General features: G+C 72.7%; 18 protein-coding genes. 7 read left to right on the top strand and 11 right to left on the bottom strand.

The features are described 5' to 3' along the window. Position 1: 1 nt before the first annotated feature. Positions 2 to 1,228 carry a phosphoserine phosphatase SerB gene (serB, locus tag KG111_RS08980; protein ID WP_205290300.1) on the top strand — a complete coding sequence of 409 codons (1,227 nt, stop codon included), beginning with the start codon at positions 2 to 4 and terminating at the stop codon, positions 1,226 to 1,228. A gap of 42 nt (positions 1,229 to 1,270) precedes the next feature. Here the strand turns inward: serB and KG111_RS08975 are convergent, their stop codons facing one another. From KG111_RS08975 to KG111_RS08945, 7 genes are all read right to left on the bottom strand, one after another. After that, positions 1,271 to 1,777 (bottom strand): SixA phosphatase family protein, encoded by a 507-nt coding sequence (locus KG111_RS08975; RefSeq protein WP_249666053.1) that lies wholly within the window; start codon positions 1,775 to 1,777, stop codon positions 1,271 to 1,273. A gap of 27 nt (positions 1,778 to 1,804) precedes the next feature. After that, positions 1,805 to 2,788 carry an SDR family oxidoreductase gene (locus tag KG111_RS08970; RefSeq protein ID WP_205290298.1) on the bottom strand — a complete coding sequence of 328 codons (984 nt, stop codon included), beginning with the start codon at positions 2,786 to 2,788 and terminating at the stop codon, positions 1,805 to 1,807. Next, the gene (locus tag KG111_RS08965; protein WP_205290297.1) at positions 2,785 to 3,831 is read right to left on the bottom strand and encodes a bile acid:sodium symporter family protein; all 1,047 of its coding nucleotides are present in this window, start codon (positions 3,829 to 3,831) and stop codon (positions 2,785 to 2,787) included. Before KG111_RS08965 ends, KG111_RS08970 begins: the two co-directional genes overlap by 4 nt. Further along, positions 3,828 to 5,141 (bottom strand): flavin-containing monooxygenase, encoded by a 1,314-nt coding sequence (locus tag KG111_RS08960; protein WP_205290296.1) that lies wholly within the window; start codon positions 5,139 to 5,141, stop codon positions 3,828 to 3,830. Before KG111_RS08960 ends, KG111_RS08965 begins: the two co-directional genes overlap by 4 nt. A 139-nt stretch (positions 5,142 to 5,280) precedes the next feature. Further along, positions 5,281 to 6,060, bottom strand: coding sequence for an enoyl-ACP reductase FabI (fabI, locus tag KG111_RS08955; RefSeq protein ID WP_205290295.1), 780 nt, complete (start codon positions 6,058 to 6,060; stop codon positions 5,281 to 5,283). Between the two features lie 3 nt (positions 6,061 to 6,063). Continuing rightward, positions 6,064 to 6,774 carry a 3-oxoacyl-ACP reductase FabG gene (gene fabG / locus KG111_RS08950; protein WP_205290294.1) on the bottom strand — a complete coding sequence of 237 codons (711 nt, stop codon included), beginning with the start codon at positions 6,772 to 6,774 and terminating at the stop codon, positions 6,064 to 6,066. Between the two features lie 133 nt (positions 6,775 to 6,907). Continuing rightward, on the bottom strand, positions 6,908 to 7,123 hold the full coding sequence (locus tag KG111_RS08945) for a dodecin (RefSeq protein WP_205290293.1): 216 nt from the start codon (positions 7,121 to 7,123) through the stop codon (positions 6,908 to 6,910). Between the two features lie 36 nt (positions 7,124 to 7,159). Between KG111_RS08945 and KG111_RS08940 the strand changes: the two genes are divergently transcribed. Then, positions 7,160 to 7,495 (top strand): DUF3099 domain-containing protein, encoded by a 336-nt coding sequence (locus KG111_RS08940; RefSeq protein WP_205290292.1) that lies wholly within the window; start codon positions 7,160 to 7,162, stop codon positions 7,493 to 7,495. Further along, positions 7,485 to 7,748, top strand: a complete 264-nt coding sequence (locus KG111_RS08935) for an acetone carboxylase (RefSeq protein WP_205290291.1) — start codon at positions 7,485 to 7,487, stop codon at positions 7,746 to 7,748. The genes KG111_RS08940 and KG111_RS08935 overlap by 11 nt, the downstream gene beginning before the upstream one ends. Here the strand turns inward: KG111_RS08935 and moaA are convergent. Beyond that, the gene (gene moaA, locus KG111_RS08930) at positions 7,731 to 8,723 is read right to left on the bottom strand and encodes a GTP 3',8-cyclase MoaA (RefSeq protein WP_205290290.1); all 993 of its coding nucleotides are present in this window, start codon (positions 8,721 to 8,723) and stop codon (positions 7,731 to 7,733) included. The two genes, KG111_RS08935 and moaA, sit on opposite strands and share 18 nt — an antisense overlap. Positions 8,724 to 8,794: 71 nt before the next feature. Between moaA and KG111_RS08925 the strand changes: the two genes are divergently transcribed. Next, positions 8,795 to 9,694, top strand: a complete 900-nt coding sequence (locus tag KG111_RS08925) for an SURF1 family cytochrome oxidase biogenesis protein (protein WP_205290289.1) — start codon at positions 8,795 to 8,797, stop codon at positions 9,692 to 9,694. On the opposite strand, the gene KG111_RS08920 is transcribed toward KG111_RS08925, so the two are convergent. Genes KG111_RS08920 through glpK form a run of 3 tightly spaced genes read right to left on the bottom strand, consistent with a single transcriptional unit; the run spans position 9,580 to position 13,663 of the window. Next, a complete protein-coding gene (locus KG111_RS08920; protein WP_205290288.1) occupies positions 9,580 to 10,350 on the bottom strand; it encodes an SDR family oxidoreductase in 771 nt (256 codons plus the stop codon). The two genes, KG111_RS08925 and KG111_RS08920, sit on opposite strands and share 115 nt — an antisense overlap. Further along, a complete protein-coding gene (locus KG111_RS08915) occupies positions 10,350 to 12,146 on the bottom strand; it encodes a glycerol-3-phosphate dehydrogenase/oxidase (RefSeq protein ID WP_205290287.1) in 1,797 nt (598 codons plus the stop codon). Before KG111_RS08915 ends, KG111_RS08920 begins: the two co-directional genes overlap by 1 nt. Continuing rightward, positions 12,146 to 13,663 carry a glycerol kinase GlpK gene (glpK, locus tag KG111_RS08910; RefSeq protein ID WP_205290286.1) on the bottom strand — a complete coding sequence of 506 codons (1,518 nt, stop codon included), beginning with the start codon at positions 13,661 to 13,663 and terminating at the stop codon, positions 12,146 to 12,148. The genes KG111_RS08915 and glpK overlap by 1 nt, the downstream gene beginning before the upstream one ends. 106 nt (positions 13,664 to 13,769) lie before the next feature. Between glpK and KG111_RS08905 the strand changes: the two genes are divergently transcribed. The 3 genes from KG111_RS08905 to KG111_RS08895 all read left to right on the top strand — a co-directional run bounded on the left by KG111_RS08905 (position 13,770) and on the right by KG111_RS08895 (position 17,672). Then, positions 13,770 to 14,585, top strand: coding sequence for an ABC transporter ATP-binding protein (locus KG111_RS08905; RefSeq protein ID WP_205290285.1), 816 nt, complete (start codon positions 13,770 to 13,772; stop codon positions 14,583 to 14,585). Between the two features lies 1 nt (position 14,586). Further along, positions 14,587 to 17,130: an ABC transporter permease gene (locus KG111_RS08900; protein WP_205290284.1), complete on the top strand. Its 2,544-nt coding sequence runs from the start codon at positions 14,587 to 14,589 to the stop codon at positions 17,128 to 17,130. Between the two features lie 104 nt (positions 17,131 to 17,234). Next, positions 17,235 to 17,672 carry an FMN-binding protein gene (locus KG111_RS08895; protein ID WP_205290283.1) on the top strand — a complete coding sequence of 146 codons (438 nt, stop codon included), beginning with the start codon at positions 17,235 to 17,237 and terminating at the stop codon, positions 17,670 to 17,672. Positions 17,673 to 17,676 lie beyond the last annotated feature (4 nt).

Here is a 17,676-nt window from a genome sequence, read left to right as displayed (position 1 = left end):
GATGAGCACACACGACGCCGCCTCCCCCGACACCCTGCTGATCACGGTCACCGGCACCGACCGCCCCGGCGTGACCTCGGCCATCCTGGCGAGCCTGACCCCCTTCGGGGTGGCGGTCGTGGACCTCGAGCAGATCCTGATGCGTGGTCGCCTCGTGCTCGGGGTGCTCGTCAGCGCCCCGCGAGACGTCAAGAAGCTGCGCCGCGCGGTCACCGCCGCGGCCGACGCGCTGGGCATGAGCGTGGAGTTCGAGAAGGGCTCCGGTGACAACCGTTCGCGCAGCCGCGAGCGTGCGCACGTGACCGTCATCGGTTCCCCGCTGAAGGCATCGGCGATGGCCGCGATCGCGGGCCGCATCGCCGACTGCGGCGGCAACATCGACCGGATCGAGCGCATGGCGCGCTACCCGGTGACCGCCATCGAGCTGCACGTCTCCGGTGCCGCGCCGGACCGGCTGCGCTCCCTGCTCGCGGCGGACGCGGTGCAGCACCGCGTCGACGTCGCGGTGCAGCCGGCGAACCTGCTGCGCCACGGCATGCGGCTCATCGTGATGGACGTCGACTCCACCCTGATCCAGGGCGAGGTGATCGAGATGCTGGCCGAGCACGCCGGCCACGGCGAGCAGGTCGCCGAGATCACCGAGCGCGCGATGCGCGGCGAGCTGGACTTCGAGGCCTCGTTGCGGGCCCGGGTGCGGCTGCTGGCCGGCCTCGACGCCGCGATCCTCGACGAGGTGTACGACGCCATCGTGGTCAACCCGGGTGCCCGGACCCTGGTGCGCACGCTGCGTCGGCTGGGCTACCGGTTCGCGATCGTCTCGGGCGGCTTCACCCAGATCACCGACCGGCTCGCCGCCGACCTGGGGATCCACCGCGCGCGCGCCAACACCCTCGAGATCGTCGACGGCCGGCTCACCGGCGAGGTCGTGGGCGAGGTCGTGGACCGGGCGGGCAAGGCGGCCGCGCTGCGGGAGTTCGCCGCGGACCTGGGCATCCCGGTGGCGTCCACGATCGCGATCGGCGACGGGGCCAACGACCTGGACATGCTCGACGCCGCCGGGCTCGGCATCGCCTACAACGCCCGACCGGTGGTCCGCGAGGCCGCGGACACCTCCCTGAACGTGCCGTACCTGGACTCGATCATGTACCTGCTCGGCATCAGCCGCGAGGAGATCGTCGCCGCCGACGCCGCCCACGGCATCGTCACCCCCGCTCCGCCGCTGGGCTGAGCCCCGCCGCTGGGCTGGGCTCCGCCGTTGGGCCGAGCGCGCTCAGCTGCGGGCGACGTGGAATCCCTCGAGCCGCGCGCCGGTGGCTACGAAGTCGCTCCACGCGCCGTCCAGCTCGAGCACGGCGGCGGTCGCGGTCGGGAAGCTGCCGCGCTCCACGGCGCCGCTCGCGGCGCCGGTGCCGTCGTCCAGGCCGGCGACCAGCATGGAGACCGTCGGGTTGTGCCCGACCACCACCACGGTGTCCACCTCGGCGGGCGTGACGTGGACCAGCTCCAGCACACCGGCCTCGTCGGTGTCGTAGAGCGCGCCGTCGACGTGCGGCGCGAGCTCCCAGCCCGCCCCTGCCGCCAGCGCGTCCCAGGTCTGCCGGGTGCGTACGGCGCGGGAGACGTAGGCGACGCCGGGCTCGATGCGCTGCGACGCCAGCCACGCGCCGAGCGCACGCGCGTCCGCGGTGCCCTCGGGGTGCAGCGGGCGCTGCACGTCGCTCTCGGCCGCCTGCTGCGCCCTCGCGTGCCGCACCACGACCAGCCGCCTGCTGCTCACCCGAGTCATCGTAGGAGATCCCCGCCCTCAGCGCGCGCGGCTGCGAGCGACACCGGGATGGGTCTCCAGGTACGCCTCGAAGGCCTGCGCGGAGGTCAGCGCGGGCACGTAGCCGAACCGCTCCTTGAGCGCACCGTTGGCGAGCACCGGCCGATAGCGAAGGAACCGCACCTGCTCCGGCCCGTGCGGGGTCAGCCGCAGGCTCCGCGCCACCCGCAGCGCCGCGCCGAGCACCCCGGCGGGCACGTCCAGCACCGGTTTGCCGAGGCGCCGGGCGATGTCGCGCACGGTGAGCGCACCGTCGCCGGCGACGTTGTAGACCCCGGGCGGGCCGTCGGTGGCTGCGCGCACCATCGCGGCGGCGACGTCGTCGACCCACACGAACACGAACGGCGAGTCCGAGCCGCGCACCCCCAGGATCAGCGGCCCGTCCCACAGCGCGGTGATCTGGTTCTGCACGGTGGGCCCGAGGATGGTGCCGATCCGGAACACCACCTGCTCCAGGCCGGGGTGCTCGGTGCGGGCGTCGGCGAGCATCTCCTCGACCAGCCGCTTGTGCCGGGAGTAGCCGAACTCGTCGTTGCCGCGCACCGGCACGTCCTCGGTGATCCACGCAGGACTGTCGGGGTGGTAGCCGTAGGCGGCGCCGGAGCTGGACACGACCAGGCGTCGTACGCCGGCGCGCACGGCGGCGTCGAGGACGTGACGGGTGCCCTCGACGTCGACGCGGTACTCCAGCTCCAGGTCGCGGCCGGGGTTCACGATGGCGGCCAGGTGGACCACGACGTCGATGTCGTGCTCGCGCAGCAGCGGCTCGACGGTGCCGGGCTCGGTGACGTCGCAGCGGACGTCGAGGACACCGGGCCGCGGCGTCTCCGGCACCCGTACGTCGGCGGCCACCACCGCGGCGACCTCGGGGTGTGCGGCGAGCTGCTCGGCCAGGGTGGAGCCGAGGAAGCCCGCCCCGCCGGTGATCAGCACCCGGCGCCCGGCCCGCTCGCCGGTGCTCACGAGCCCACCGCGGTGGTGCCCGGCTGCGCGCCCGGCGCCGACGAGGCAGCCTCACCACCGCGGCGCCGGCTGTGCCGGGCCCACAGCGAGGCCAGCACCAGTCCGGCGATGATGTCCCACACGCCCCACCAGCCGGCGACCACGGCCATCCCGCCGAGGCCGTCGAAGAAGGTCATCACGATCCCGAGCCCGAGCCCGGCGTTGCGGATGCCGACCTCGAACGTCATCGCCTTGCGCTCCCGCACCCCCAGGCCACCGAGCCGCGCGGTGAGGTAGCCGATCGCGAGGGCCACGGCGTCGTGCAGCGCGACCACGAGGAGGATGACCCCGAGGAACTGCACGAAGACCGCCCAGTTGCCGGCCAGGGCGCCGACGATGAAGCCGAGCAGGGCGAGCAGGCTGAACCACTTCACGCCCGGCTGCACGGCGGCGGCGAACCGGCCGAACCGGGCGCGCACCGCCAGGCCCACGGCGAACGGCACGCCGATGATCAGCACGATCTCCAGAAGCATCCGGAGCGGGTCGAGGTCGACGTCGGTGAGCAGCGCGTCGGTGTCGGGGTGCAGGGAGCCCCAGAACGCGATGCTGAGCGGCATCGCGGCGATGTAGAGCAGGTTGCCGACCGCGGTCATCGACACCGACAGGGCGACGTTGCCCCCGGCGCGGTGGGTGAGCACCTGGGAGATGTTGCCCGGCGGGCAGCACGCGACGAGCAGCATGCCCAGCGCCATCGAGGCCGTCACCGGCAGCACCAGGGTGAGCCCGAACGTGACGATCGGCAGCACCAGCAGCTGGGCGGCGATCGCGATCGCGAACGAGCGGGGGTGCCGCGCGACCGCCCGGAAGTCGTCCGGCGAGGTGTCCAGGGCGATGCCGAGCATGATCAGCCCGAGCACCACGTTGAGCAGCACCAGCGAGGAGGGCGCGAAGTTCACGGCGACCTCGTCGATGTCCTCTGCCGCGGAGACCACCCCGGGGACCAGCGAGGAGACCAGCGAGGAGACCAGCGTGGCGAGGTCGGCCACCAGTCCCGGCGCGCTCATCGCACACCACCCGTGGCGGCCTGGACGCCCAGGTCCTCGGTCGCGGTGCGGACCGCGGCACGGTAGGCGTCCTTGTTCACGTAGTACGCCATCCGGGCCAGGCCGAGGTAGCGGTAGCCGCCGGTGGTGTCGGGCCACGGCTCGTGGCGCACCCGGCGCCGCAGGGCCGCGGCCCGCTCGGGCGCGTCGGTCTCGGCGCGCAGGTAGGCGGCGATCAGCGCGGCCTGCTCGTAACGGCCCTGCCAGCCCAGGCCGGAGGCCTCCACCATGCCCATCACGTAGAGCCCAGCGAAGGCGGGCGGGAAGATGTTGAGGTAGAGCTCGGGGGCGTGGTCCGACCAGTTGAGGTCGGCCGGGTCCAGGAACGGGTAGTCGAGCCGGTAGCCGGTGGCCAGCAGCACGAGGTCGTACTCGTCGCTGCTGCCGTCGGTGAAGTGCACGCACGAGCCGTCGAAGCGGTCGATGTCGGCGCGGACCCGTAGGTCGCCCTGGCCGAGGTGCTGCAGCACCTGGGTGTTGACGATCGGGTGCGACTCGTAGATCCGGTAGTCCGGCTCCGGGAACCCGAACCGGGCGGGGTCGCCGGTGAACAGCCGCAGCACCCGGGTGTCCACGGCCTGCTTGATCCGGCGCGGCAGCGGGCGGCCCTGGTTGAGCGTGTCGGCGGGCTTGCCGAACAGGTAGCGCGGGACGAAGTAGTAGCCGCGGCGCACGCTCATGTCCACCGACGCGGCGTGGTGGACGGCGTCGACGGCGATGTCGCAGCCCGAGTTGCCGGCGCCGATGATCAGCACCCGCTTGCCGGCCAGCTCGCCGGCGTGCTTGTACGTCGCCGTGTGCCGGATCTCGCCGGTGAACTCACCGGCGAAGCTCGGCACGTTCGGCGTGGCGAGGGTGCCGTTGGCGGCGATGACGCCGTCGTAGACCTCGCTGCGCGGTCCGTCGGGACCGTGGCTGTCCACCCGCCACCGGCCGTGCTCCCGCGTCGCGCGGACGACCGTGGTGGAGAACGCGAAGTGCTCGGCGAGCCCGAACCGGGCCGCGTAGTCGCAGAAGTACTGCTTCAGCGCGCGGTGCCCGGGGTAGTCCGCGTCCACCTGCATCGGGAACTCGGCGAACTCGGTCGTGGTGCGTGAGGAGATCAGGTGCGCGGAGTCGTACATGGTGCTCCGCGGGTTCTCGATGTCCCACAGGCCGCCCACCCCCGGCCCGGCCTCGAACCCGCGGAACGCGATGCCCGCGGCCTGCAGTGCCCGCGCTACCGCGAGACCGCTCGGGCCGGCACCGATGACGGCGTACGTCCTGCTCATGGCTCCCCCGTCCCGGCCCTCCCCAAGGCCGAAGTCGACTCGACGACTGCAGTTTGACATCCGTCACACCGAAGCGCGACAGCGGGAGGGCCGGAACGGACAGCCAGTGCCGACAGCCAGTGCCGACAGCAGTGCGGCGTCAGGCGCCCATCGCGTGGAAGCCGCCGTCGACGTGCACGATCTCGCCGGTGGTCGCCGGGAACAGGTCCGAGAGCAGGGCGCACACCGCACGCGCGGTCGGCTCCTGGTCGGTGTTGTCCCAGCCGAGCGGGGCCTTGGTGCTCCACATCGACTCGAGCTCCTCGAACCCGGGGATGGCCTTGGCCGCCAGCGTGCGCAGCGGGCCGGCGGAGACCAGGTTGACCCGGATCCCGTCGGGCCCGAGGTCGCGCGCCAGGTAGCGGGAGGTGGACTCCAACGCGGCCTTGGCCACGCCCATCCAGTCGTAGACGGGCCAGGCGATGGTGGCGTCGAAGGTGAGGCCGACCACCGAGCCGCCGTCGCTCATCAGCGGCCGGCAGGCCACCGCGAGGTCCTTGAGGGAGTACGCCGAGACCTGCACCGCCTGCGCCACGTCCGCCCACGGACCGGTGAGGAACTTGCCGCCGAGCAGCGTCTCGGGGTTGCCGTAGGCGATGGAGTGCACCACGCCGTGCAACACGGCGTCCTCACCGAGCTCGGCGCGGATCGCGTCGGGCAGGGCGGCGAGGTGCTCGGCGTCGGTGACGTCGAGCTCGAGGACGGGCGGCAGCGTGGGCAGCCGCTTGGCGATGCGCCGGGTGATCCGCAGCGCCTGGCCGAAGTTGGAGATGAGCACGGTGGCGCCCTGCTCCTGGGCGAACTTCGCCACCGCGAAGCCGATCGAGGTGTCGAGCGTGACGCCCGCGACCAGGATGTTCTTGCCGTCGAGAATTCCCATTGCTCAGTGCCCCATTCCGAGTCCGCCGTCGACCGGGATGATCGCCCCGGTCACGTATGCCGATGCCGGGCTCGCCAGCCACACCACCGCGCCGGCGACCTCCGCCGGGTCGGCGTAGCGGCCGAGCGGCACCTGGCTCTTGATGCCTGCCTTCTGCTCGTCGGTGAGCACCGCGGTCATGTCGGTCTCGACGTAGCCGGGCGCCACGACGTTGGCGGTGATCGAGCGCGGTCCGAGCTCGCGGGCCAGCGACCGCGCCATGCCGACCAGACCGGCCTTGGACGCGGCGTAGTTGACCTGGCCGGGTGAGCCGAGCATGCCGACCACGCTGGAGATGAAGATGATCCGGCCGCGGCGCTGACGCATCATCGACTTCGCCGCACGCCGGGCGAGCCGGAACGAGCCGGTCAGGTTGGTGTCGATGACCGAGGACCAGTCGTCGTCGGACATCCGCAGCAGCAGGGTGTCGGCGGTGATCCCGGCGTTGGCGACCAGGACCTCCACCGGTCCGTGCGCCTCCTCCGCGGCGGCGAAGGCGGCGTCGAGCGCGACGGGGTCGGTGACGTCCGCCTTGAGCTCCAGCGCGCCCGTCGGGACGCCTCCGCTGCGGGTGGTGACGGCGACGTGGTCGCCCTCGGCGAGGAACGCCTCGGCGATGGCGCGGCCGATGCCGCGGTTGCCTCCGGTGATGAGGACCGAACGTGGTGGGTTCACATCCGGGACGCTAGTGGTCCGGCGGCCGCCGGCACCGTCACGGCAGGCACCAAGTTCCCCGGATTCGCTTGTAGGACTCCGACAAAGGCGCCGCCGGGACGGATCCGGGCTGCTGCGTGGTGGGCCTGCTCCCCTACTCGTCGTCCTCGAGGCGGAAGCCGACCTTGATCGAGACCTGGAAGTGCTCGACCTGACCGTCCTTGATCTGGCCGCGGACCTGCTGGACCTCGAACCAGTCGAGGTGGCGCAGGGTCTGGCTGGCACGGGAGACCCCGTTGCGGATCGCCTGGTCGATGCCCTCCGGGGAGGTGCCGACGATCTCGGTGACGCGATAGGTGCGGTTGGACATGCCAGCACCCTACTGCGGTCGGCGTAGGCTGGTGCCATGTCCTCCCCGCGGTCCGCCCGCACGAGCCGCCCGGTCCACGGTGACGTCGTCCGGATCACGACCGCGGGCACCAGCCGCGCCGATGAGATGTCCAAGCGGCAGCGCAACTACGCGATCGCGATGTCGATCCGCACCGTCTGCTTCATCGGTGCCGCCGTGACCGGCGCTGCCGGGCTGAGCTGGGTGTGGCCGTGGCTGATCGCCGGGGCGATCTTCCTGCCGTACGTCGCGGTGGTGCTCGCCAACGCCGGGGACAGCCGCGCCAGCTCGCTGCCCCTGCCCGGCGGCGGCGACCCGCAGCGACAGCTCGAGAGCACCCCGCGTGAGCTCTGAGGTGCCGCAGGACCAGGACGCGCCCGACCACTGCTCGGCCCGGGGCTGCCGCACCGCGGCCCGTTTCCAGCTGCGCTGGAACAACCCCAAGCTGCATCCGCCGGAGCGCCGCAAGACGTGGCTGGCGTGCGCGGAGCACCGCGAGTCGCTCGAGGCGTTCCTGGGTGCGCGCGGCTTCCTGAGGGAGACCGTGGAGCACACCCAGCCGGTCTCGGCGCAGGACGCGGTGGAGGGCTCAGCCGCCGATCGCTGACATCGGCCGGTCGGGCTGCAGGAACGACGGATCGTCGATGCCGTGCCCCGGCGCCTTGCCCCACATGGCCGTGCGCCACCGGGTGGCGAGGTCCGCGTCGTCGGCGCCGCCGCGCAGCGCGGCCCTCAGGTCGGACTCCTCGCGGGCGAACAGGCAGTTGCGGACCTGGCCGTCGGCGGTGAGCCGCACCCGGTCGCAGTCGCCGCAGAAGGGACGGGTGACCGAGGCGATCACCCCGACCATGGCCGGCCCGTCGTCGACCGTGAACAGCTCAGCGGGCGCGCTGCCGCGCGGCTCGCTGGCCGGGGTCAGCCGGTAGGCCGTGGCCAGCGACGCGAAGATCTCGTCGGCGGTGACCATCAGGTCGCGGTCCCAGCCGTGCTGGGCGTCCAGGGGCATCTGCTCGATGAACCGCAGCTGGTAGCCGCGCTCGAGGCACCAGCCGAGCAGCTCGGGTGCCTGGTCGTCGTTGACCCCGCGCAGCAGCACCGCATTGACCTTCACCGGGCCCAGCCCGGCTGCCTCGGCGGCGGCGAGGCCGGCGATGACGTCGGCGAGCCGGTCGCGGCGGGTGATGGTCGTGAAGCTGTCGCGGCGCACCGTGTCCAGGCTGACGTTGACCCGGTCCAGGCCGGCCTCGGCCAGCGCGCCGGCGGTGCGGGAGAGTCCCAGCGCGTTCGTGGTGATCGACATCTCCACGTCCTCGTCCAGCGCGCGCACCCGGCGCACGATGTCGACCAGGCCGCGTCGTACCAGCGGCTCGCCGCCGGTGAACCGGACCTCGTTCACGCCGAGGTGCTGCACGGCGACGCCGATCAGTCGCACCACCTCGTCGTCGCTGAGCTGCTGGGAGTCGGGCATCCACTCCAGCCCTTCGGGCGGCATGCAGTAGGTGCACCGCAGGTTGCACCGGTCCGTCAGCGACACCCGGAGATCGGTGGCGATCCGGCCGTGGCGGTCGATGAGCGGCAGCATCGTTCCAGCATAGGCACGTCCAGCCCGGGGCGGGTCGATGTCGCAGCGGCGCCGCGCCGTACCGTGGTCCCGTGCGATCGTTCCTCTCCTCGTGGCGATTCCTGCTGAGCCGACGCTGGGGCCTCTTCTTCCTCGCCGTGCTGGTCGTGGCCGGCGGCACCTGGTGGCTCGGCGAGTGGCAGTTCGGCCGGTTGGAGGACCGCAAGGACTCCAACGCGGTCGTCCGCGCGAACGAGGAGCGGGCCGCGGTCCAGGTCAGCGAGGTCCTCGCCCCCGGCCGGGCGGTCGCCAAGGACGACGAGTGGCGCCTGGTCACCGCGACCGGCAAGTACGACGTCGACGACACCGTCGTGGTGCGCTACCGCACCCGCAAGTCCCAGCCGGGCGTGGAGGTGGTGGTGCCGCTGGTGACCACCGACGGCACGACGCTGCTGGTCGACCGCGGCTGGTACGCCACCGACGACCCGCAGATCGGCCCCGACGAGCTGCCCGCTCCCCCCTCCGGCGAGGTCACCGTGACCGGCTGGGTGCGCAGCGACGGCACCGGCGCCAGCACGGCGGTGACCGGCCGCTCGACCCGTGCCATCGCCAGCGGCCCGATCGGTGAGGCGATCGGCCAGGAGGTGTTCGGCGGGTTCATGGCGCTGAAGTCCGAGGACCCGGCCCCGCCCGAGGAGCTCGCGCCCGTCACGCTTCCCGAGCTCGGCCAGGGCCCGCACTTCTTCTACGGCCTGCAGTGGTGGTTCTTCGGCGTGCTCGCCTTCATCTGCTTCGGCTACCTGGCCTGGGACGAGCGCAAGAACGGCCCGCGCGGGCAGCGCAAGCGCGCCCCGGGTCGCGCTCAGAGCGCCCGGACTCAGAGTGCCCGGGACATGCCCCCGTCGACCGGCACCATCGCCCCCGAGACGAACGAGGACGCCGGCGAGAGCAGGAAGGCCGCCACCTTGCCGAACTCCTCCGGCGCGCCGTAGCGGCGCAGCGGGATCTGCTCCTCCCACGTCCGGCGTGCCGCCTCGGCGTCGCCGGTCGCGTCGTCCAGCTCGGCGACCCGGTCGGTGCCGACCCGGCCCGGCAGCAGGGCGTTGACCCGCACCCCCGACGGGCCGAGCTCGTCGGCGAGGGTCTTGGCGACCATGGCCAGCCCCGGCCGCAGGCCGTTGGAGACGGCGAGCCCGGCGATCGGCTGCCGCACGCTGGTGGACAGCACGAACGCGAGGCTGCCGCCGGAGGTCAGCGACGTGCCGATCTCCCGCGCCAGGCGGACCCCGCCGAGGAAGACGGACTCGAAGGCCGCGGTCCACTGCGCATCGGTGATCGCCGTGGTGGCCCCGGCCGGCGGACCGCCCACGCTGATCAGGGCGCCGTCGAGGCGGCCCCACCGCTCCTGCGCGGTCGCGATCAGCCGGCCCGGGGTCGCCGGGTCCGCGTTGTCGCAGGCCACGCCCGCGACGTTGTCCGCGCCGTACCGGGCGCCCAGCTCGGCCACCGCGGCGTCCACCGCCTCGGCCGTCCGGCCCGACAGCACCACCCGGGCACCGTCGGCGAGCAGCGCGGTGGCCGTCGCGCGGCCCAGGCCGCGGGTGGCTCCGGTGAGGACGTAGGCGCGCTCACGCAGGTCCAGGTCCATCAGGTCGTCTCCCCTTCGTCGCTGCCGAGGCCGCTGCCGGCACCGGCGTCCATCGTCTCCGACCCGGCCGCGTCCTGCGAGACCGGCACCACGTCGGGGGCGCCCTTGCGGGCGGCGTCGGCGGTGAGGTCGTCCGGCTGGCGCTGGCTCTCCCGCTCCGCCTCCACCCGCTTGAGGTAGTGCTGCACCTCGCGCTCGGTCTGCGCGGCGTCCCAGTGCAGGTGGCCGCGGACCAGCTCGGCGACGTACGGCGCCGCGGCGACGCCGCGGTCGAAGGTCTCGAACGAGATCCGCAGCCGTCGGGTGAGCACGTCGTCGAGGTGCCGGGCGCCTTCGTGGGTGACCGCGTAGACGGCCTCGACCTTCAGGTAGTCCTCGGCGCCGGGCAGCGGCTCGGCGAGCTCGGGCTCGGCCGCGACGAGGTCGAGCACCTCCAGCACCAGCGAGCCGTAGCGCTGCAAAAGGTGCTCGACACGGTTGACGGCCAGCCCGGACCGCGCGGCCAGCGTGCGGCGCTGGTTCCACAGCGCCTGGTAGCCGTCGGCGCCGACCAGCGGCACGGTCTCGGTCACGCAGGCGCCGACACGGCGCCCGAGCACGGTCTCCAGGCCGTGCACCGCCTCGTCGACGGCGTCGGCCGCCATCACCCGGTAGGTCGTGTACTTGCCGCCGGCGACCACGACCAGGCCGGGCACGCTGTGGGCCACCGCGTGCTCGCGGGAGAGCTTGGAGGTGGCCGCGTCCTCACCGGCCAGCAGGGGGCGCAGCCCGGCGAAGACGCCCTCGACGTCGTCGCGGGTCAGCGGCACCTCGAGGACCTCGTTCACCTCGCCGAGCACGTAGTCGATGTCGCGCGAGCTGGCGGCAGGGTGGTCCTTGGACAGCGCCCAGTCGGTGTCGGTGGTGCCGATGATCCAGTGCCGCTTCCACGGGATCACGAACAGCACCGACTTCTCGGTGCGCAGGATGAGCCCGGTCTCGCCGCGGATCCGGTCGCGGGGCACGACCAGGTGGATGCCCTTGCTGGCGCGGACGCGGAACTGGCCGCGCTCCCGGGCCATCGCCTGGGTCTCGTCGGTCCACACCCCGGTGGCGTTGATGACCTGCGCGGCGCGGATCGTGAACCGTCGGCCCGTCTCCAGGTCGACGACCTCGGCACCCACCACGCGCTCGCTCTCCTTGACCAGGCCGAGCACCCGGGTGCGGGAGGCGACCGCGGCGCCGTAGGTGGCGGCGGTGCGGGCCAGGAACATGGTGTGCCGGGCGTCGTCGACCTGCGCGTCGTAGTAGCGGATCGCACCGACGAGGGCGTCCTTGCGCAGCGAGGGGAACGCCCGCCGGGCCCCGCGGCGGGTCAGGTGCCGGTGGCGCGGCATGCCGTCGCCGTACCCGCTGGCCTTGGCCATGGCGTCGTACATCGCGACCCCGGTGCCGGCGTAGAACCGCTCCCAGGCCCGCCCGGTGAGCGGGTAGAGGAAGGGCACGGGCCGGACCAGGTGCGGGGCGAGGCGCTGCATGAGCAGCCCGCGCTCCTTAAGCGCCTCGGCGACGAGCCGGAAGTCCATCATCTCCAGGTAGCGCAGCCCGCCGTGGATCAGCTTCGAGCTGCGGCTGGAGGTGCCGGAGGCGAAGTCGCGGGCCTCGACCAGTCCCACGCTCAGGCCGCGGGTGGCGGCGTCCAGGGCGGCACCGCAGCCGACGACCCCGCCGCCGATGACCAGCACGTCGAGCTGCTGGGTCTCCATCCGGCGCAGCGCGGCCGAGCGGGCGCGGGGTGCGAGCGGCGCGGGGTTCATCAGGGCACCTCCACCCAGTCCAGGGTCCGTTGCACGGCCTTGTGCCACTGCGCATAGCCCTCGGCTCGCTGGTCCTCGCTCCACTGGGGCTCCCAGCGGGTGTCCTCGCGCCAGTTCTGCCGGAGCTCGTCGGTGCTGGACCAGTAGCCGGTGGACAGGCCCGCGGCGTAGGCCGCGCCCAGCGCGGTGGTCTCGGGCACCACCGGCCGGCTCACCGGTACGCCGAGGACGTCGGCCTGGATCTGCATGCACAGGCTGTTGGCGGTGACCCCGCCGTCCACGCGCAGCACCTCGAGGTGGACCCCGGAGTCGGCGGTCATCGCCTCCATCACGTCGCGGGACTGGTAGCAGATCGCCTCCAGCGTCGCCCGCGCCACGTGCGCGTTGGTGTTGTAGCGGGAGAGCCCGACGATCGCGCCGCGGGCGTCCGAGCGCCAGTGCGGGGCGAACAGCCCCGAGAAGGCCGGCACGAAGTAGACGCCGCCGTTGTCGGGCACCTGGGCGGCCAGCACTTCCGACTGCGAGGCCCCGCTGATGATGCCGAGCTGGTCGCGCAGCCACTGCACCGCGGAGCCGGTCACCGCGATCGAGCCCTCCAGCGCGTAGACGCACGGCTCGTCACCGAAGCGGTAGGCCGGGGTCGTGATCAGCCCGGAACCGGAGCGGACGATCTCGGTGCCGGTGTTGAGCAGCATGAAGTTGCCCGTGCCGTAGGTGTTCTTCGCCTCGCCGGGCGCGAAGCAGACCTGGCCGACGGTCGCGGCCTGCTGGTCGCCGAGCACCCCGGTGATCGGCACCTCGCCCGCGAACGGGCCGTGCCGGCGGGTCACGCCGTACGGCTCGAGCGCGGAGGACTCCCGGATCGTGGGCAGCATCTGGCGCGGCACCCCGAAGAAGCCCAGCAGCTCCTCGTCCCAGTCGAGGGTCTCCAGGTCCATCAGCATGGTGCGGGAGGCGTTGGTGACGTCGGTGAGGTGCACTCCCCCGTCGGTGCCGCCGGTGAGGTTCCACAGCAGCCAGGTGTCGGCGGTGCCGAAGAGCAGGTCGCCGCGCTCGGCGGCCTCCCGCGCGCCGGGCACCTGCTCGAGGATCCACTGCAGCTTGCCGCCGGAGAAGTACGTCGCCGGGGGCAGCCCGGCGCGGTGCCGGATCACGTCCCCGCGGCCGTCGCGGTCCAGCGCCGCCGCGATGTGGTCGGTGCGGGTGTCCTGCCACACGATCGCGTTGTGCACGGGACGCCCGGTGCGTCGGTCCCACACGAAGGTGGTCTCGCGCTGGTTGGTGATCCCCACGGCGCTCAGGTCGCCCGCGCACAGCCCGGCCTTGCCCAGGGCGGTCTGCACCACCGCCGAGGTCCGCTCCCAGATCTCGACCGGGTTGTGCTCCACCCAGCCGGCGCGGGGCAGGACCTGCTCGTGCTCGAGCTGGTGGCTGGCCACCGGCAGCCCGTCGCGGTCGAAGACCATGAACCGGGTGCTGGTGGTGCCTTGGTCGATCGCACCGACGTATCGCGCCATGCGGGCAACTCTTCCACGACCCCAGCGTGGGACCTGGGAGGTCTCAGGGTCCCGCTCAGGGCGATACCGGATGACCACCGACCGCCGGGTGGGGCAGGCTGGGACCATGAGCACCGACACCTCTCCGGACAGTCCTGCCTCGAAGCCCGCTGCCGGCCCGGGTCCGGGAACCGCCGGCGTCGCCGCGCGCACCGTCGACCTGCACAAGACCTACGGCCTGGGCAGCGCCGAGGTCCGTGCCCTCGACGGCGTGACCCTGGAGCTCGCCACCGGCCAGTTCACCGCGATCATGGGCCCCTCGGGATCCGGCAAGTCGACGCTGATGCACTGCCTGGCCGCCCTGGACACCCCCACCTCCGGCGAGGTGATGATCGGTGACACTGCTCTCTCGCACCTCAAGGACAAGGCGCTGACGACGCTACGCCGCGAGCAGGTCGGCTTCGTCTTCCAGGCCTTCAACCTGATCCCCACCCTGACGGCGAAGGAGAACATCCTCCTGCCGGTGAACCTCGCCGGTCGCAAGCCCGACCAGGACTGGTTCGACGCCGTCGTCGACGCCGTCGGCCTGCGCGACCGGCTCGGCCACCGTCCCGCGGAGATGTCCGGCGGCCAGCAGCAGCGCGTGGCCTGCGCCCGCGCCCTGGTCAGCAAGCCCTCGATCGTCTTCGCCGACGAGCCGACGGGCAACCTGGACAGCACCTCCGGCGCCGAGGTCCTCTCGTTCCTGCGGCGCAGCGTCGACGAGTTCGGCCAGACGGTCGTGATGGTCACCCACGACGCCGTCGCGGCGTCGTACTGCGACCGGGTGGTGTTCCTGGCCGACGGCCGGGTGGTCGACGAGATCACCGCGCCGGACCGGGAGACGATCCTGACCCACATGACCGCGCTGCAGGCGGCCGCGGCGAAGCCCGGGCAGGCGTGACGTGCTGCGACTGACCCTGCGCAACCTCCTCGCCCGCAAGGTGCGGCTGGTGATGAGCGGCCTGGCCATCGTCATCGGCGTGGCGTTCCTCTCCGGCGTGCTGGTCTTCAGCACCGGCCTGTCCACCACCTTCGACTCGATCATCAAGGGCTCCACCCCCGACGGCGTCGTGCGCGCCACCGGCAGCGAGGAGTTCGAGGGCGGCTACAGCGGCCAGACCCAGCAGTCACTGAGCCCCGAGGTCGTCGACGAGCTCGCCGCGCTCCCCGAGGTCGACCGGGCCGACGGCGACGTCAACGGGTTCGGGATGAGCCTGCTCGGCAAGGACGGCACACTGGTCGGCGGGACCGGTGCCCCCACACTGGCGTTCAACTACCACGACGGCCCGAACATGGCCGGCGACGAGATGCTGCTCCTCACCGGCGGCAGCTGGCCCCAGGGCACCGACGAGATCGTCGTCGACGACGCCGCCGCCGAGGCCGGCGACTACGAGATCGGCGACGAGGTCACCCTGCTGGCGCCCTTCGGCACGCTGGAGCGCACCGCGACGCTGGTCGGCACGGCCGAGTTCAACGGCGGCGGCACCGCCGGCGCCTCCCTGCTGATCTTCTCCACCGAGGGCGCCCAGGAGCTCTTCCTCGGCGGCAAGGACGCGTTCAACCGGGTGAGCCTCACGGCAGCCGACGGCGTCAGCCAGGAGGACCTGGCCAACGCGGCCTCCGCCGTGGTGCCCGAGGGGTACGAGGCGGTGACCGGTGACAAGGTGGCCAAGGAGTCCCAGGACGCGGTCGGGTCGTTCCTCGACGTGATCAACACGTTCCTGCTCGTGTTCGCGATCATCGCCGTCATCGTCGGCGGGTTCATCATCGTCAACACCTTCTCGATCCTCGTCGCCCAGCGCACCCGCGAGCTCGCGCTGCTGCGAGCCCTGGGCGCCAGCCGCGGCCAGGTCACCCGCTCGGTGCTGCTCGAGGCGTTCGTGCTCGCGCTGGTGACCTCGACCATCGGCATCGGGCTCGGCCTGATGCTGGCCCGCGGCCTCGCCGGGATCTTCCGGCTCGTCGGGCTCGACATCGCCGGCGAGACGCTCGACCTGGGCACCGGCAGCGTGCTCACCAGTTACGTCGTCGGGATCGGCGTGACGATGGTCGCCGCCTACCTGCCCGCCCGGCGCGGCGGCAAGGTCGCGCCGGTGGCGGCGATGCGCGCCGACCTCACCCCCGAGCGCGGCTCCCTGCGTCGTCGTACGGCGATCGGGGCGGTGGTGCTGGTCCTCGGCGCCGGTTGCGCCGTGGCCGGGCTGCAGGGTGCCCCGGGCGCCGACGCGGCCTGGATCGGTGTCGGTGCCGTGCTGTGGATCCTCACGATCGCCGCGCTGAGCCCGGTGGTGGGTCGGCCCGTGCTGGTGGCGTGCCGCACGCTGTTCGGCCGGGTGTTCGGCACCCCGGGCCAGCTGGCCGGGGAGAACGCGCTGCGCGACCCTCGGCGCACCGGAGCCACCGCCTCCGCGCTGATGATCGGCCTCGCGCTGGTCTCGACCATCGGGGTGCTGGCCGCCTCGATGAACTCCTCCGTCGACGACGTCGTCGACGAGCAGTTCACCGCCGACCTGCTGGTGCAGAACACGACGTTCATGCCGTTCTCCACCGAGGTCGGCGACGAGATCGCGGAGGTCGACGGCGTCGAGGTGCTCAGTCGTCAGCAGTGGGTCTCGGGCCTGCTCGACGACGAGCGGGTGAGCGTGGCCGGCAACGACGAGGCGTTCTCCCGGATCTACGACCTGAAGGCGCTGGAGGGCCGCGCCGTGCCGCAGGGCAAGGAGGCCGTCGTGTCCACCTCCGCCGCCAAGGACCTCGACCTGGCGGTGGGCGACGAGGTGGACCTGGAGTTCGCCGGCGGCGCCGAGCTGGCGGTGAAGGTGGCCGGGATCGTGGAGGACTCCGAGACCAGCGCGGGGATCGCCGTGCCGCTCTCCGAGCTCGCCTCGGCGGGCCTGCTGCGCCAGGACTCGACGTTGAGCATCCTGCTTTCGCCGGGCGCCGACGCGAAGCAGGTGCAGGACGCGGTGGAGGATGCCGCCGCGCAGGCACCCATCGTCGGGGTCTACGACAAGGAGGGCTTCGCCGAGCAGATCCGCGACCAGGTGAACCAGCTGCTCTTCATGATCTACGGCCTGCTCGCGCTGGCGATCGTGATCGCGGTGATCGGCATCGTGAACACCCTCGGCCTCAGCGTCATCGAGCGCACCCGCGAGATCGGCCTGCTCCGCGCGGTCGGCATGGCACGCCCGAAGCTGCGCCGCATGATCACCCTGGAGTCGGTCACGATCGCAGTCCTGGGCGCGGTGCTCGGGCTCGCGCTCGGGGTGCTGATCGGGTCCCTGCTGCGCTACTCCCTGCGTGAGGACCTGACCAGCCTCGCCCTGCCCTGGGGTCAGCTCGTGGCCTTCCTGGTGGTCGCCGTGGTCGTCGGCGTGCTGGCCGCGGTGGTGCCGGCGATCCGCGCTGCGCGGCTCAACGTGTTGCAGGCCATCGCCAGCGGCTGAGCGCCCCGGTCCGGGCCGAACCGGGTGGGAAGGTGCCACTAACCTCGGTCGTACCTTCCCACCCCGCGGCGCGCCCGCGGCCAGCCCACCTGGAGCAGAGAAGAATGAAGCACCCCTCCCTGCGCACGCTGAGCGCTCTCACCGCGACGTCCGCGGTGGCCCTGGTCGGCGCCGCCTGCACGAAGGCGGACGAGTCGGGAGAGGGATCAGCAGAGCCCACCCAGCGGGTCACCGACGGCGCCACGCTGAAGGCGGGCGACTACTCCGCCGAGGGCAGCTACACCACCCCCGGTGGTGAGGAGCGCCTCCGGGTGGACCTCAGCCTGGACTCCGACGGCACCGTCTCCGCCGTCAAGGTCACGCCCGAGGGGGTGCACCCGAACTCGAAGCGATTCCAGGCGAAGTTCGCCGGCGGCATCGCCGACGTCGTGGTCGGCAAGCCCATCGCCAGCCTGAACGTCGACAAGGTCGCCGGCTCCTCGCTGTCCTCGGGCGGGTTCAACGCCGCGCTCGACGACATCGTGGCGCAGGCGCAGGGCTGACCGG

Origin of the sequence: Nocardioides faecalis, from assembly GCF_018388425.1 — a bacterium.
Classification (GTDB): Bacteria; Actinomycetota; Actinomycetes; order Propionibacteriales; family Nocardioidaceae; genus Nocardioides; species Nocardioides faecalis.
Note: the sequence above shows the minus strand (reverse complement) of the source record. Positions and strands in the feature narration are given on the sequence as shown.